This is a genomic window from Carnobacteriaceae bacterium zg-C25, from assembly GCA_017945845.1.
GTDB lineage: Bacteria > Bacillota > Bacilli > Lactobacillales > Aerococcaceae > WM01.
The window spans coordinates 1,101,846-1,117,835 of record CP072828.1 but is presented as its reverse complement, the minus strand read 5'-3'; the positions used below and the strand labels follow the sequence as shown (position 1 = coordinate 1,117,835).

At 36.3% G+C, this 15,990-nt stretch carries 13 protein-coding genes; all 13 read left to right on the top strand.

Going from position 1 to position 15,990, the window contains the following annotated elements; translation table 11 throughout:
• Nucleotide 1 precedes the first annotated feature (1 nt).
• The 13 genes from ftsL (at nucleotide 2) to ileS (ending at nucleotide 15,865) form a co-directional block, all read left to right on the top strand.
• Entirely contained in the window at nucleotides 2–331 is a 330-nt protein-coding gene (gene ftsL, locus J7S27_05235) for a cell division protein FtsL (GenBank protein QTU82700.1), read from the top strand.
• Nucleotides 328–2,568 (top strand): transpeptidase family protein, encoded by a 2,241-nt coding sequence (locus tag J7S27_05230; GenBank protein QTU82699.1) that lies wholly within the window; start codon nucleotides 328–330, stop codon nucleotides 2,566–2,568. Before ftsL ends, J7S27_05230 begins: the two co-directional genes overlap by 4 nt.
• A gap of 9 nt (nucleotides 2,569–2,577) precedes the next feature.
• Nucleotides 2,578–3,552 carry a phospho-N-acetylmuramoyl-pentapeptide-transferase gene (locus tag J7S27_05225; GenBank protein ID QTU82698.1) on the top strand — a complete coding sequence of 325 codons (975 nt, stop codon included), beginning with the start codon at nucleotides 2,578–2,580 and terminating at the stop codon, nucleotides 3,550–3,552.
• 98 nt (nucleotides 3,553–3,650) lie between these two features.
• Complete coding sequence (locus J7S27_05220; protein ID QTU83621.1) at nucleotides 3,651–5,006, top strand: UDP-N-acetylmuramoyl-L-alanine--D-glutamate ligase; 1,356 nt, start codon at nucleotides 3,651–3,653, stop codon at nucleotides 5,004–5,006.
• A 12-nt stretch (nucleotides 5,007–5,018) separates the two neighbouring features.
• Nucleotides 5,019–6,110, top strand: a complete 1,092-nt coding sequence (gene murG, locus J7S27_05215) for an undecaprenyldiphospho-muramoylpentapeptide beta-N-acetylglucosaminyltransferase (GenBank protein ID QTU82697.1) — start codon at nucleotides 5,019–5,021, stop codon at nucleotides 6,108–6,110.
• A gap of 10 nt (nucleotides 6,111–6,120) precedes the next feature.
• The gene (locus J7S27_05210; GenBank protein ID QTU82696.1) at nucleotides 6,121–6,834 is read left to right on the top strand and encodes a cell division protein FtsQ/DivIB; all 714 of its coding nucleotides are present in this window, start codon (nucleotides 6,121–6,123) and stop codon (nucleotides 6,832–6,834) included.
• A gap of 147 nt (nucleotides 6,835–6,981) precedes the next feature.
• Complete coding sequence (gene ftsA, locus J7S27_05205; protein ID QTU82695.1) at nucleotides 6,982–8,322, top strand: cell division protein FtsA; 1,341 nt, start codon at nucleotides 6,982–6,984, stop codon at nucleotides 8,320–8,322.
• A gap of 15 nt (nucleotides 8,323–8,337) precedes the next feature.
• Nucleotides 8,338–9,573: a cell division protein FtsZ gene (ftsZ, locus tag J7S27_05200; protein ID QTU83620.1), complete on the top strand. Its 1,236-nt coding sequence runs from the start codon at nucleotides 8,338–8,340 to the stop codon at nucleotides 9,571–9,573.
• A 37-nt stretch (nucleotides 9,574–9,610) separates the two neighbouring features.
• Nucleotides 9,611–10,042: a cell division protein SepF gene (gene sepF, locus J7S27_05195; protein QTU82694.1), complete on the top strand. Its 432-nt coding sequence runs from the start codon at nucleotides 9,611–9,613 to the stop codon at nucleotides 10,040–10,042.
• A gap of 3 nt (nucleotides 10,043–10,045) precedes the next feature.
• Nucleotides 10,046–10,819: an RNA-binding protein gene (locus J7S27_05190; GenBank protein QTU82693.1), complete on the top strand. Its 774-nt coding sequence runs from the start codon at nucleotides 10,046–10,048 to the stop codon at nucleotides 10,817–10,819.
• A 91-nt stretch (nucleotides 10,820–10,910) separates the two neighbouring features.
• Nucleotides 10,911–11,513: a DivIVA domain-containing protein gene (locus J7S27_05185; protein ID QTU82692.1), complete on the top strand. Its 603-nt coding sequence runs from the start codon at nucleotides 10,911–10,913 to the stop codon at nucleotides 11,511–11,513.
• Between the two features lie 222 nt (nucleotides 11,514–11,735).
• Nucleotides 11,736–13,073 (top strand): branched-chain amino acid transport system II carrier protein, encoded by a 1,338-nt coding sequence (gene brnQ, locus J7S27_05180; GenBank protein ID QTU82691.1) that lies wholly within the window; start codon nucleotides 11,736–11,738, stop codon nucleotides 13,071–13,073.
• The gene (ileS, locus tag J7S27_05175) at nucleotides 13,073–15,865 is read left to right on the top strand and encodes an isoleucine--tRNA ligase (GenBank protein ID QTU83619.1); all 2,793 of its coding nucleotides are present in this window, start codon (nucleotides 13,073–13,075) and stop codon (nucleotides 15,863–15,865) included. The genes brnQ and ileS overlap by 1 nt, the downstream gene beginning before the upstream one ends.
• Nucleotides 15,866–15,990 lie beyond the last annotated feature (125 nt).

The window sequence follows — 15,990 nt, the reverse complement described above, 5'->3', positions numbered from 1 at the left end:
TATGGTCGAAGAAATACTATTGACGACACAAAAAATGGTACGTGATAAATCAAAAGCATTTACGCTGACACTCTTTGAAAAAGTAACAGCAGTCATACTATTTTTAGCGATTGTATTGTTAATGTTTGTTACCATTCATACACGTTCCTCGCTTGATGCGGTTCAACAGCAAGTGGAAACCATTCGCCTTGAAACGCGTGCGATATTAGATGACAATGTCGTTTTACAACAAAAAATAGATCGTTTAACAACATCCGATCGTTTAGAAGAAATTGCTAAGTTGTATGGATTAAGTAGAAACGAAAAAAATGTAAGGTCAGTAACTAGATGAGAAATATCAAAAAACCAAGTTATATCGAATCTGTTTCGATAGGCCGATTATATTTGAAAATATTACTTGTTGTCTGTGTTATATTTGGTCTACGTTTAGCGCAGTTAATGTTATTTAAAACGTCGAACGGGCAAGATTTGACCAAATTAGTCACACAGCTATACAACCGTGAAGATGTGATTACAGCACGTCGTGGAAATATCTATGACGTATCGGGTGATATTGTAGCAACAGACGTTAAAACGTATTCGTTATACGCTGTATTAACTGACGAGTATAAAGGTGTTGCTAAAGTTGAAGATAAAGTAACTACCGCAAAAAAATTGGCCAAGCACTTAAAACTTTCGGAAAGTGATGTGCTCGGCTTTTTAAATAAAAGCAACGTGAATCAAGTTTCTTTTGGAAATGCGGGGACTAATTTATCGTTTGATACAAAAGAGGCAATTGTTGCTGAACAGTTGCCGGGTATTTATTTTAACGAAAAAATTTCACGTCATTACCCAAAAGGGTATTTTTCAAATAATATTATCGGTTTGGCACAAGATGTGCGTGAAGATACGAGTGTTGAAATTGATACGAATCCGTTACGTGGTGTTACGGGTTTGGAATTAGTTTATAATGCACAACTAACAGGTATTGATGGCATTGTACAGTATGAAAAAGACGTTCATGGCTTGCCAATTGCCGGCAGTCAGAATGTTATCGAGCAAGTCCAACATGGGCATAACATTTATACCACCATCGATAGTCGATTAAATGATTATTTAGAAACGATTGTGCAAGATGCATTTGAAACGTATAAACCTAAGGCGTTAAACGTCATGGTTGTGCGTCCGAAAACAGGAGATGTTGTTGCGGTAACACAGCGTCCGACATTCAATGTTTCTGCCCAATTGTATCCGGAAAATGGATGGGTCAATCAGTTAGTTGAAAACGCCTTTGAGCCGGGGTCGACAATGAAAGCTTTATTGTTGGCGGCCGTGGTAAATGAAGGGATATATAGCCCGATGGATTTATACCGTTCGGGAAGTGTGGAAGTTGGCAATATTACCATTCACGATTGGAACGTTTCTGGGTGGGGAACCATTACGTATTTAGACGGTTTAGCACAATCCAGTAACGTTGCATTTGTCAATTTGGTGAGTCAGCTTGGATATGATAAATGGAAAAATTATTTAGATGCATTTGGTTTTGGTAAAAGTACACAAAGTGGATTTGCCAATGAAAGTGCAGGGGTAAATAACTATAGTACGGAAGAAGTTAAAGCGTCGACTGCATTTGGGCAAGGGATTTCTGTAACGAACTTACAGATGGTACAAGCGTTTACCGCCATTGCCAACGAAGGGAAAATGCAAAAATTAAGATTTGTTGATCGTATTGAAAATGCGACAACGGGGAATGTGACGTATCAACCTGTAGAATCAATCAATACACCTTTGACACCTGCAGCAGCAAAACAGACGTTGGACTATTTAAAACAAGCGGTGTATCGAGACAGTAGTACAGCCGTATCGTACCGATTGGATAATACGGAAATCGCACTTAAAACGGGTACGGCACAAATTTATGATGAAGCACGTAAAAAATATTTACTAGATGAAGGAAATTATATTTATTCAATGGTGGGTTATTTACCTGCACAAGATCCTGAATATTTAGTGTATATCACAATGGAGCATTCATCAGCGGCTGCGTTGCCAGTAATTTTTAAACAGTTTGCCAATTTTGCGTTAACGTATATTAACAAAAACAAAACGGCATCTGATGAAGTGTCAACACAAACGAAACCTGTTGAACAAGTCACTGTGCCTGATGCGGTTAATGCTAGTGTTAAGGTGACAAAAGATGCGTTTGAAAAACTTGGATTTAAAGACTTGTATTTCTTTGGAACGCAAGATACGGTCATTAAGCAAATGCCGGTAGATAATACCGTCTATCGCACAGATGAAAAAATGATGTTTTATACAGGTGGAGCAATCGTTATGCCGAATATGGTCGGTTGGACGTATCAAGACGTACAACGGTTTGGTCAATTAACGGGATTAACGATTAAATTGAATGGTCAAGGATACGTTACACAACAATCGATACCGACTGGTCAAGTGATTGACAATCCAAGTAACCAAATTGAGTTGACCATCACTTTACAGGCGAAACAAACTGAAACAGTGACGAAAAAGGAAACAACGACAACAACGAGTGAACAAAGTTCGTCTACAACAAGTACGACACGATAGGAGAAGGATATGAATACGATGCAGCTATTTGTGGAATTAGCCATTGCTTTTTGTGCCACGTTAGCGATAACAACAAGTGTAATGCCGTTTTTCATTATTTACTTTACGAATAAAAAAATCGGGCATGTGACACGAGAAGAAGGACCAAATTGGCACAATGTAAAAAGTGGGACACCGACCATGGGTGGAATTGCATTTTTAATTGCAACATCGATTACGAGTCTTGTTTTTTCGGTATACAAAGGCTGGATTAACTTAACAACTAGTGCATTAATTGTGGTGTTTATTGCTTTTGGGATTATTGGCTTTTTAGATGATTTCTTAAAGTTAGTCCGCAGACAAAATGAAGGATTAACGTCCAAACAGAAATTTATTGCGCAATTAGTATTTAGTCTGTTTGCCATTTGTTTATTGGTGTTTTCTGGACATGATACAAGTTTATCTATACTATTTTTTGGAAAAGTGAATAACGTTGTGCTTTATGGTGTGTTTGCAATCGTGTGGATGACTGGCTTTTCGAACGCTGTCAATTTAACGGACGGATTAGATGGGTTAGTTGCGGGAACGGCTAGCATTGCGTTAGCCGGCTATGCCGTTATTGCTTACCGCCAAGCACAATTTGATATTTTATTTTTCTGTGTCGCTCTAATTGGGGGATTATGTGGATTTTTTATATTTAATAAAAAACCTGCGAAAATTTTTATGGGTGATGTCGGCTCATTAGCATTAGGTGGCGTATTTGCCATGATTTCAATGCTGCTACATGTTGAGTGGAGTTTACTTTTAATTGGATTAGTATTTGTCATTGAAACGGCAAGTGTTATTTTACAAGTAGGCTCTTATAAGTTAAGAAAAAAACGGATTTTTAAAATGAGTCCATTGCATCATCATTTTGAAATGAGTGGATGGAGCGAATGGAAAGTCGTTCTTGTTTTCTGGCTTGTTTCAGCGTGTGCAACGATTTTATATTTATGTGTATTTTAATAGATAAACAGAAGCTTTTTCGCTTCTGTTTCTATCTATTTTTGCATGGTTGTTGAAAAGCAATTGCTATGCAAAAGGAGATAGAAGAAAGGGTTATGATGAAAGTTATTGAACAATTTAAATCAAAAAAAGTAGTGGTTTTAGGGTTAGCGAGAAGTGGTTATAATGCTGCGTTATTATTGCAACAACTAGGCGCAATTGTTGTTGTAAATGATGGGAAAACGCCAGAAGACTTAACGCATGTGAAACATCTTGAAAGTTTAGGTGTTACGGTAATTACAGGGCATCACCCCGATGATTTAATTGATGAAACAATCGATTATGTTGTTAAAAATCCGGGCATACCATATGAAAACAGCGTGGTTAAACAAGCACAACAACATGATATCCCGATTTTAACGGATGTTGAATTAGCGTATTTAGTTTCTCAAGCACCAATTATTAGCATTACAGGATCTAATGGGAAAACGACAACAACAACGTTAATTGCGAATATGTTAGAAAATCATCCCAATTATGAACGTGTTTTGTTGGCAGGTAATATTGGTGTGCCATCAACAACCGTTGCGCAAAACGCAACAGAAAACGATATGATTGTAATGGAAATGTCTAGTTTTCAATTAATGGGTATTAAAGCGTTTAGACCTAAAATTGCCGTAATTGTTAACATTTTTGAAGCACATTTGGATTATCATCATACACGTGAAGCGTATGTTGAGGCGAAGTTGAATTTATTAAAAAATCAGACAAATGAAGATTATTTAGTATTAAATGGAGACATTGCTGAAAGTTTTGAATTTGCCAAGCGCACTCAGGCGAAAGTGCATTATTTTTCTAAGGCGAATACGCAATGTAGTGCTTATGTTCAAGACGAGTGGGTGTACGTTTTAGGTGAACCGATTTTTCCTGTTTCAGCCATCCAAGTGCCCGGGACACACAATTTAGAAAATGTACTTGCTGCAACGTTAGTTGCAAAATTGAGTGGACAAACGAATGATAAAATACACCAATCAGTGAGTGTGTTTTATGGTGTGGAACACCGTTGTCAATTTGTTAAAGAAGTTGATGGCCGACGTTTTTACAACGATTCAAAAGCGACAAATATTTTAGCGACACAAATGGCGTTACGCGGTTTTGAAAAACCGGTATTATTAATTGCTGGTGGTTTAGATCGTGGAAATGGCTTTGAAGCGTTAATTCCAGATCTTGTAAAAGTGAAAAAAATGTTTGTTTATGGACAAACAAAAGAAAAATTAGTTCAATTAGCCAATCAACAATCTTTAGAAGTGTATGCTTTTGAGTCGCTAGACGAGGCGACGTATGCTGCGTTTGAAAAATCGAGCAAGGAAGATATTATATTGTTATCTCCGGCTTGTGCTAGTTGGGATCAGTTTGATAGTTTTGAAAAGCGTGGGGAGCGGTTTGTTGAAATTGTCGAAACGATAAAATCATAAAGAGGAAAAATCATGAAAATTGTATTATCAGGTGGAGGTACGGGTGGCCATATTTACCCAGCTTTAGCGTTGCGAGAATATATTTTAACACAATATCCTGATGCGGAATTTTTATATATTGGTACAGAAAAAGGGTTAGAAAATACGATTGTTCCAAAGTATAATATTCCATTTGAAACGATTAAAGTACAAGGAATCCGACGATCGTTATCGTTAGAAAATATTAAAACAGCCGTTTATGCGGTAAGTAGTATTTTTACAGCTAAAAAAATATTGAAAAAATTTAATCCGGATATTGTTATTGGAACCGGTGGCTATGTTTGTGGTCCTGTGTTGTATGCTGCATCAAAATTAGGGATACCGACGATTATCCATGAACAAAATAGTGTGGCTGGTGTAACGAATAAAATTTTAGCAAAATACGTCACAAAAATTTGTACGTGTTTTGAAACGGTCAATCGTGATTTTGAAAAATACACGTCGAAAATTGTGATGACGGGCAATCCACGTGCACAAGAATTGTTACAAGCTAACGTTGATGAAAATGCATTAGAAGGATTTGGGTTACAAAAAAATAAACCGACTGTCTTGTTTTTTGGCGGTAGCCGTGGGGCGATGAATTTAAATGCACATGTTGTGTCGTATTATAAATTATATACGCAAATGAATACACAATTCATTTTTGTAACGGGGCAAGCCCATTATAATGAAATTGCGTCACAAATTAGTGATACAAAACAATTCAAAGTTGTACCGTACATTAACAATATGATTGATGTCTTGCATGCCGTTGATTTAGTCGTTTGTCGCAGCGGAGCAACAACACTCGCCGAATTAACCGCGTTAGGCGTACCAAGTGTTTTAGTGCCGAGTCCTTTTGTGACGAATAATCATCAAGAAAAAAATGCGCGTTCGTTAGTAGATAAACAAGCGGCAGAAATTGTATTAGAAGATGAATTACCAAGTGAAAAATTATATCATTACGTTTATGATTTAATGCATAATCGCGAACAACTTGAAAAAATGTCAAAAGCGGCACAAAAAATGGGGATTACCGATGCTTCAAAACGTATTTTGAATGTGATTCGTGAAATTTTACGATAAGGAGAAACACATGAGAGAAAAACAGGCAAAACCGATTATCCATCGTGATATGACACGTGTTGAAAAGATAATTAGTTTTATTTTGTTTATGATGCTAGTGACGTTTATTTATTTATCGTTACCGTTATCACGATTACAAGGTGTTTATGTCCGTAATGCTGGTGATGTAGAGAGTCAAAAAATTATTGATGCTTCAAAATTAAAAGTGAATCAGCATTATTTTGAAACCATCTTTTTATCTGGTGGCATTACACAGCGGATTCAACGTGAAGTGCCAAAAGTGAAAAATGTGACTTACTTATTAGATGAGGGCAATCATTTGACGTTATCTATTGAAGAGTATCCGGTTATTGCAACAGTAGAACACGGTAACGGGAAACAAGTTGTTTTACAAAATGGACAGCTATTAGATGAGTATGTTCAAAAATATATTGGATCTGTTCCAAGTCTTGTATGGGATGGTCCATCTGAAAGTTTATCTCGTTTTTCGCAAGAGTTTGCAAAATTAGATGATGCGATACGTCTACAAGTGGCGTCTGTGACGTATCATGAAACAGATCGATTAATGACGGTGTTATATATGAAAGATGGTAATCAAGTGAAAGTAAATTATACAGACTTTCATCAAAAGTTAAATTACTATAATCAGTTTGTATCAAATATTCGTCATCAAAAAGGAATTTTTGATTTAACGGTTGGTATATTTTTTTCACCGTATGAATAAAAAATAAAAAATAAAAAATATAAATTATAATATATAGATAAAATGCTAGGGTTTACACGATTTTTATGGTAAACTGAAGCTGATAATATACTTATCTTATGATTGAAATGTGAAATTTAAAAAGTAAAAGTTTAGGGAGGAAATAACATGGTAGAAAAATCCTTACATGTTGGTTTGGATATTGGTACATCTTCTATCAAAGTTGTCGTAAGTGAATACGCTAAAAACCAACTCAATGTTATTGGTGTAGGCGTTGAACGTTCGCCTGGTGTTAATCGCGGTATCATTGTTGATATTGATATGACTGTAGAAGCGATTAAACGTGCGGTTAAAAAAGCAGAGCAACGTGCCAACGTGACAATTAAAAATGTAGTTGTCGGTATTCCAAGTGTTCAAATTGCTATTGAACCATGCCACGGTATGATTGCTGTTTCAAGCGAAAATAAAGAAATTACAAATAAAGATGTTGATAATGTCATTTCTGCAGCGAAAGTAAAATCTGTTCCGCCAGAAAGAGAAATTATTTCTATTTTACCAGAAGAATTTATTGTTGATGGATTTGATGGTATCAAAGATCCACGTGGTATGATTGGTGTGCGTTTAGAATTATTTGCACATTTAGTAACTGGACCAAAAACAATTGTTCACAATATTCGTCGTTGTGTTGAAAAAGCGGGGCTAACAATTCAAGAATTAGTGATGCAACCTTTAGCTACAGCTAAATCAGCGTTATCAGCTGGTGAACGTAGTTTTGGGACAGTGCTTATCGACATGGGTGGCGGTCAAACAACGGCTGCTGCGATTCATGATGATCAAGTGAAGTTTGTGTACATTGATCAAGAAGGTGGCGAATATGTCACACGTGATATTTCTACTGTGTTAAATGTGACTGTTGAAAATGCTGAAGCGATTAAACGTGACTATGGGTATGTTCATGAAAAAGATACTTCAGAATCTGGCTATTTCTTAACAGAAGTTGTTGGCCATAAAGAATTAATGCGAATTGAAGATTCTTATTTATCTGAAATTATTGAAGCGCGTATTGTTCAAATTTTTGAAAATGTGAAACGTGCACTTGATGAAGTGGATGCATTGGCATTACCGGGCGGTGTTGTATTAACCGGTGGTGGTGCAATACTACCGGGCGTAACAGAATTAGCTCAAGAAATTTTTGGTACAAATGTTCGCTTATACATCCCAGAACAAATGGGATTAAGACATCCAAGTTTCGCTCAAGCACTAGGTCTGTTAGATTATATTGTGTCATTAGATGATATTCATCATGTCGCACAACACGACACAAAAAATTATCGTGCACCACAAGTGAAAAAAGTGGTGGAACAAAGAGAAAACGAAACGGTTTCTACTAAAAAACCAGAAAGACAAAATACGGATACTACACAAGCGCCTTCAAGCGATAAACCAAGGTTTATGGATCGTGTGTCAAAAACAGTTAAAGGTTTTTTTGATGCGTTAGGTGAAGAATAGGAGAAGAATATGACTATGGAATTTGATACATTAAATAATAGAGCCGTCATCAAAGTCATCGGTGTTGGTGGTGGTGGCGGAAACGCTGTTAACCGCATGATTGAAGAAGGCGTTAAAGGCATTGAGTTTATCGTTGCTAATACAGACGTTCAAGCATTATCTGCTTCAAAAGCAGAAACAAAAATTCAATTAGGACCAAAATTAACAAAAGGATTAGGTGCAGGTTCGATTCCTGATGTTGGTCAACAAGCTGCTATGGAAAGCGAAGAACAACTAACACAAGCGTTAGAAGGCGCTGATATGATCTTTGTGACTGCCGGAATGGGTGGTGGAACAGGAACTGGAGCTGCTCCGGTTGTTGCACGTATTGCTAAAGAATTAGGTGCGTTAACAGTTGGTGTTGTAACACGTCCGTTCTCATTTGAAGGTCCACGTCGTGCAAAAGGTGCTGCGGAAGGTATCGCAGAAATGAAACAATATGTGGATACATTAGTTGTTATTTCGAATAACCGTTTATTAGAAATTGTTGATAAAAAGACACCTATGTTAGAAGCGTTCCGTGAAGCAGATAACGTATTGCGTCAAGGTGTACAAGGTATTTCTGACTTAATTACTGCACCAGGATATGTTAACTTAGACTTCGCTGATGTTAAAACAGTGATGAAAGATCAAGGTGCTGCATTAATGGGTATTGGTATTGCTAGTGGCGAAAACAGAATTGTTGAAGCAACAAAACGTGCTATTTCTTCTCCGTTATTGGAAGTATCTATTGACGGTGCAGAAAATGTATTGTTAAACATTACTGGTGGTACAGATTTAACATTATTTGAAGCACAAGATGCAAGTGAAATCGTAGCAAGTGCAGCAACATCTGATGTCAACATTATTTTTGGTACATCAATTAACCATAATTTAGGTGAAGATGTTATCGTTACCGTTATCGCTACTGGAATTGATCCAGATCGTTCACGTACGTCAAGTACAAAGCAATATGCAAATTTTGCAAGTACAGCTTCAGTTGAAAAAGGACATACATTCCAAGAAAAACCTAAATTTGTAGAGCCTTCAGCAACTGCAAAAGATCGTAATTTATTTGGAGATTGGGATATTCGTCGCGATACAACTGTTCGTGAAACAAGTGTAGATAATAAAACATTGAACTATAATGAAGCGACATATATTGAGTCTGATTCAGAGTTGGATAATGATGGTTTAGATACACCGCCATTTTTTAGAAAAAGACGTAAATAATAGACGTGATCTAAATCTATAATGAGGAGCAGTTATCATGGGAATTTTCGATAATTTTAAAGGGATGCTTTCGGCATCTGACGAACAAAATGAATACGAAGAGTTAACGCAGAACTATTATGAAGATGGCGCAACCCCTGTTGTTACATCTACAACACGTCCGAACGTTAAAGCAGTGCCATCAAGAGCAGTAGTTAACATTTGTGAGCCACGTGTTTATTCAGAAGTTGAAGATATGGCGACTTTATTGATGGATAAACAAGTGATTATTGTGAACTTTAAACGTATGGATAAAGCGCAAGCTGGCCGCGTAATTGATTACTTAACTGGAATCATTTTCGCCGTGAATGGTAGCGTGCAAAAATTACAAAATGAAATTTTTCTATTTACTCCAGCAGATATTACAATTGCGGGTGTTCTAGATGGAAATGAAGATCAAAACGTTACAGATTATTTAGATATGGTGTAGTCTATGTTTGATCGTGTTCATCAGCATTTTAGAAAAGAAGAACACCAATTTATTGATAAAATCTTAGAGTATAAAAGTAGAGTTGAAGATACTTATGTCGATGTCGTTTGTCATTTTTTGACACCGCGTCAATTGAAAGTAGCTTCGGCTCTTTTTTCTAAAGATGATGTCGTAAAGTGGTATGAAAGTCAGTTGCCAACGGAACGTAAACGAGCCGTTATTTCGTATAACGTTCCAGAAAGCGATGATTTTGAAGAAGTGATTTTAAATATTCAATATCCATCTAAATTTTATCAATTGAAGCATAGTAGTATTTTAGGTGCAGTTTTAAATTTAGGGGTTAAAAGAGAATATATTGGTGATATTGTTACTGATGGTGAGCAATGGCAAATGATTGTTGCCAAAAGTATTGCTGATTTAATTTGTCAAGATTTACAGCGGATTGGTAAAGCGTCTGTAAAAGTGGTTCCCACAACTACACTTTTAGAAGCGGTGGATACAGGTGAATTGGTGGAAACGTTAGTGTCTTCTTTGCGATTAGATACGATGATTTCAGAAGGGTTTAACGTATCACGCGCACTTTCTAAAACAATGGTTGAAAGTGGAGTCGTTTCATTGAATTGGGTAGTTTGTGAGAAAAGTGAAGTCGAAGTTTGTGAATGGGATGTTATTTCTGTACGTGGGTATGGTAGAATGACGTTGCAACAGATTGTGGGCACGACTAAAAAAGGGAAATTTAAAATAATATTGCGTAAACAAGTTAATCGTAAAAAATAAATCAGTTTTTATACGACTTTTTAACCTTATTGATGATATTTTTAATAAATTCATGTATAATTAAGCAGAGCTTATTATAAAGGAGGACGCTATGGCAATTACACCGTTAGATATAAACAGCAAAAGTTTTTCAAGAAAATTTAAAGGATACAATCCGGATGAGGTAGATGATTTCTTAGATCGCGTTATGCTAGAAATGGAATCGTTACTAAAAGAAAAACGTGAATTAGAGAAAAAAATTAAATTTATGAGTGAACAAGTAGAACATTACATGAGTCTACAAGATACATTAAATAAATCGATTGTTGTTGCACAAGATGCGGCAGATCGCGTAATTGCAAATGCGAACAAAGAAGCTGATATTATTATAGGAGAAGCTAAACGCGTATCTAATGATATGTTGGCAAATGCAGCAGAAAATGCAAACAAAGTGTCAAATGAAACAGAAACATTAAAACGCACAGCATCTGTATTCCGCAAAAAATTCCAATTGCTTGTAGAATCACAATTAGACATGATTCAAAATCAAGAATGGGATCGTTTATTGGAAACACAAACGCAAATTGCTGAAGTGCCAACTATTGATGAAGTTTTAGAAGAACGTGTTCAAACAAGTCATTTTGACGATTTACATGAAACAATCGTTTTAGAAGAAAATCATATTATTGAAACACCTGAAAATTTAGAGGTGTAGCGTAGGACAAGTGCCTTTTTAATCAATTCTTAGCGAGCTAGAGTATGGTGAAAGTCTAGTGTGTTGAGTAAAGGTATATCACCTATGTTCATTTAGAAAAACTAACGGTTTGTCTCGTTATCGACAACTAGAGAAGTTATTAGGGTGGTACCACGACCACAATCGTCCCTATATTTGCTGAATGACAGCAAATATAGGGTTTTTTGTATTTAGGAGGAGAAGGTGTTTAAAAAAGGTTTATTAACAGGGGTATTATTATTTGGCTTGTTTTTTGGAGCGGGCAATTTAATATTTCCGCCTAATATTGGTGTTTTATCGGGTGATTATTTTATATATGCCATTTCCGGTTTTATTGTCTCTGCCGTTGGGTTAGCGACATTTACATTAATTGTGTCATTGTTTACTGGAAAAGGGTATCAAGAATTAATGAGTGATTTGATTCACCCAAAATTTGCCTTAGTTTATTTAGTGGCACTATATTTAACCATTGGTCCATTATTTGCGATTCCACGTACGGCTACGACGTCATTTAGTATTGGTATTGAACCAGTATTGGCCAATGAGTATAAAGGGATAGGGCTAAGCGTATTTGCAATCATTTATTTTGCCTTTACGTATTGGTTGGCAGTATCGCCTACAAAACTATTAGACCGTATTGGTAAAGTTTTAACCCCACTATTTGCGGGTATGATTGTATTAATTATTATATTAGGGTTACAACAATTGCCACATTCACCAATGAACGTAGCAAGTATTGATTATAGTGGCGCTGGAAAAGCGTTCGGATCTGGTGTTTTAGAAGGATATAATACGCTTGATGCGTTAGCAGCGGTAGCGTTTAGTGTCGTTGCAATGGACACCTTAAAAACGTTTGAATTTAAAACGCAAAAAGACTATAAACGTACCATTTTATTTGCTGGTGTGAGTGTAGCGTCTTTATTTAGTGTGTTGTATGTAGGGTTGGCGTTACTTGGTAACTATTTTAAACTGCCAGATACTTTTAAAGGTAATGTAGGAACGTACATCTTATCAGAAATGACGCAACGTGTATTTGGTCCATCTGCACAAGTGTTTTTAGCCGTTATGGTCATTGTAACGTGTTTAACGACAACAGTAGGATTAGTCGTTTCAATTAGTAAGTTTTTTAATACAATCTATACGAAGTTTACTTATATCACCTATGTCCGTCTATTTTGCTTGTTAGGCTTTATGATTTCTAATTTTGGACTAGATACAATTATTTCATTAGCCGTACCTGTTTTGTTGGTGCTATATCCGATAACGATTGTGATTGCGTTACTGGTCTGCCTGCATCAATTGGTAACACTGTCTAAAGTAGGTATTCGTTTAACGATGGGTATTGTGACGATATTAAGCTTTTTACAAGTTTTATCTACAATCAATGGATTTCATTATTTTAAAACGGTGATATCTTTAATACCGTATCATGATATAGGTGTTCCTTGGTTGTTGCCGGCTGTTGTTGGAGTAGCATTAGCCATTATATTACCGTATCAAAAAATAACAAAATTCAAAAATAATGCTGAGGAGAAAAAATGATGAAAATGAAAGAAACTTTATTAATTGGTAAAACAGATTTTCCAATGAAAGCTGATTTGCCTACAAAAGAAGTGACGTTACAAAATAAATGGAATGAAGCGAACGTTTATGAAAAACGTCAACAATTAAACGCGGGTAAACCAACGTTCGTGCTACACGATGGACCACCTTATGCCAATGGTGCCGTTCACATGGGACATGCTTTAAATAAAATTTCAAAAGATTTTATTGTCCGTTCGAAGTCGATGTCTGGTTTTAGAGCACCGTTTGTTCCGGGATGGGATACACACGGTTTGCCAATTGAACAAGCATTAGCCAATAGTGAAGGTGTCGATCGTAAAAAAATGTCAACTGCCGAATTTAGAAAATTGTGTGCAGAATATGCGTGGCGTCAAATCGATGGACAACGTGCCGAATTTAAACGATTAGGGATTGGTGGTACATGGGATAATCCGTATGTGACACTAAAACCTCAATATGAAGCAGAGCAAGTGAGAGTATTCGGTAAAATGGCTGAAAATGGCTATATTTACAAAGGGTTAAAACCAATTTACTGGTCACCATCAAGTGAATCTTCATTAGCTGAAGCAGAAATTGAATATAAAGACGTTGAAAGTCCATCCATTTATGTTGCTTTTAAAGTTAAAGATGGAAAAGGTTTATTAGATAGCGATACATCATTTGTGATTTGGACAACAACGCCATGGACATTACCTGCCAATTTAGGTATTTTCCTACATCCAGATTATACATATGCGCATATTTTAGCGGATGGTAAAAAATATGTTGTGGCTAAAGAATTAGTCAATAGTGTAGCTCAAGCTGCAAACTTTGAAAATGTTGACATTTTAGCAGAATTTTCTGGAAAAGATTTTGAATATATGACGGCTCAACATCCGTTTTATGATCGTGAATCTTTAGTGATGGTTGCAGACTATGTAACGTTAGATAGTGGTACAGGTTTAGTTCATACTGCTCCAGGTCATGGTGAGGATGACTTCTATTATTCACGTCAGTATAATTTACCGGTATTATCACCAATCGATAATCAAGGTCACTTTACAGATGAAGCACCTGGCTTTGAAGGCATGTTCTACATGAAAGGGAATAAAGTGATTTGTGAGTTGCTACAAGAAAAAGGAGTGCTATTAAGTTTATCTTACTTTACACATAGCTATCCGCATGATTGGCGTACTAAAAAACCAGTTATTTTCCGTGCGACACCACAATGGTTTGCTTCGATTGATAAATTTAGACAAGAAATTTTAGACGTTATTGAAAATGACGTGACATGGTATCACCCGTCAGGTAAAGTGCGTATTTATAACATGGTGCGCGACCGCGGTGATTGGGTTATTTCACGTCAACGCGTTTGGGGTGTTCCGCTACCTGTATTTTACGGTGAGGATAATGAGCCAATTATTACGCCTGAAACGATTGAACATGTGGCTAATTTATTCGCTGAACACGGATCAGATATTTGGTTTGAATGGGATACAAAAGATTTATTGCCAGATGGGTTCACACATCCAAGTAGTCCAAACAATCAATTTACAAAAGAAACAGATATTATGGATGTTTGGTTTGATTCAGGTTCATCACATGCAGGTGTTCTTGCAGCGCGTGAAGAATTGACTTATCCAGCTGATCTATATTTAGAAGGTTCGGATCAATACCGTGGGTGGTTTAACTCTAGTTTAACAACAAGTGTGGCGACCCAACATAAAGCGCCATATAAAGCGGTTTTATCTCAAGGTTTTGTAATGGATGGCGAAGGTAAAAAGATGAGTAAGTCTTTAGGAAATGTTATTTCTCCAGCAGCCGAAATGGAAACAAAAGGTGCAGACATTATTCGTCTTTGGGTAAGTTCGGTCGATTATGAATCAGATGTTCGTGTAAGTAAAGAGATTTTAAATCAAATTTCTGAATCTTACAGAAAAATTCGTAATACGTTACGTTTCATGCTTGCGAATACAAGTGACTTTGATCCAACAACACACGCTGTACCATTTGAACAAATGGGAGCTGTTGACCAATATATGATGATTAAAATTGATCAACTTGTAGAAAAATTGTTAAATGCGTATGAAAAATATGAATTTTCAACAATTTACCAAAGTGTAATGAATTTCTGTACAGTAGATTTATCACAATTCTACTTAGATTTTGCTAAAGATGTTATCTATATTGAAGAAAAAGACAACGTTAATCGCCGTGCAATGCAAACGGTAATTTATGATGCGTTAGTAAAATTGACTAAATTATTAACACCAATTTTAGTTCACACAGCTGAAGAAGTATGGCAATATATGCCAGAATCAGAAGAATTTGCGCAATTAAGTGAGTTTCCAACTGTGGTTGGCTACGCAAACGCTGAAAAAGTTGTTTCCGAATTTGAAACGTTCTTTGATATGCGTGATGTTGTATTAAAAGCATTAGAAGAAGCAAGAAATGAAAAAGTTATCGGTAAATCATTCCAATCAAAAGTAACGATTTACCCTACACAACAATTACAAGCATTTGTTCAAAAATATGCGCTTAACTTAGAACAGTTATTGATTGTATCTGATTGTGAAATGAAAGATGTCGATGCGACTGTGCCAGAAAATGCCGTATCACAAAATGGTGTATCTGTTGTCGTATCTGTTGCACAAGGTGAGGTTTGTGAACGTTGCCGTGCTACAAAACGTGAAGTGGGTACAATTGAAGGAGCGCCAACGTTGTGTCATCGTTGCCATCACATTGTAAGCAAACATTTTCCAGAAGCGTTAGTTACAGAGACTAATGAATAAACATGAAAAGCACTTTGCTATGGGTAAAGTGCTTTTTAGTGTGCTATAAATATGTCCGATAAAAATGTTGGCAATTGTAGAGTAAAGTGCAAAAAGCAAATAGTCACTTTTTCTTTTGCGGGGTG

Excerpts from the sequence above, each read along its gene's own strand:
- ftsL (QTU82700.1), top strand. The coding sequence starts at position 2 with ATGGTCGAAGAAATACTATTGACGACACAAAAAATGGTACGTGATAAA.
- J7S27_05230 (QTU82699.1), top strand. The coding sequence starts at position 328 with ATGAGAAATATCAAAAAACCAAGTTATATCGAATCTGTTTCGATAGGC.
- J7S27_05225 (QTU82698.1), top strand. The coding sequence starts at position 2,578 with ATGAATACGATGCAGCTATTTGTGGAATTAGCCATTGCTTTTTGTGCC.
- J7S27_05220 (QTU83621.1), top strand. The coding sequence starts at position 3,651 with ATGAAAGTTATTGAACAATTTAAATCAAAAAAAGTAGTGGTTTTAGGG.
- murG (QTU82697.1), top strand. The coding sequence starts at position 5,019 with ATGAAAATTGTATTATCAGGTGGAGGTACGGGTGGCCATATTTACCCA.
- J7S27_05210 (QTU82696.1), top strand. The coding sequence starts at position 6,121 with ATGAGAGAAAAACAGGCAAAACCGATTATCCATCGTGATATGACACGT.
- ftsA (QTU82695.1), top strand. The coding sequence starts at position 6,982 with ATGGTAGAAAAATCCTTACATGTTGGTTTGGATATTGGTACATCTTCT.
- ftsZ (QTU83620.1), top strand. The coding sequence starts at position 8,338 with ATGGAATTTGATACATTAAATAATAGAGCCGTCATCAAAGTCATCGGT.
- sepF (QTU82694.1), top strand. The coding sequence starts at position 9,611 with ATGGGAATTTTCGATAATTTTAAAGGGATGCTTTCGGCATCTGACGAA.
- J7S27_05190 (QTU82693.1), top strand. The coding sequence starts at position 10,046 with ATGTTTGATCGTGTTCATCAGCATTTTAGAAAAGAAGAACACCAATTT.
- J7S27_05185 (QTU82692.1), top strand. The coding sequence starts at position 10,911 with ATGGCAATTACACCGTTAGATATAAACAGCAAAAGTTTTTCAAGAAAA.
- ileS (QTU83619.1), top strand. The coding sequence starts at position 13,073 with ATGAAAATGAAAGAAACTTTATTAATTGGTAAAACAGATTTTCCAATG.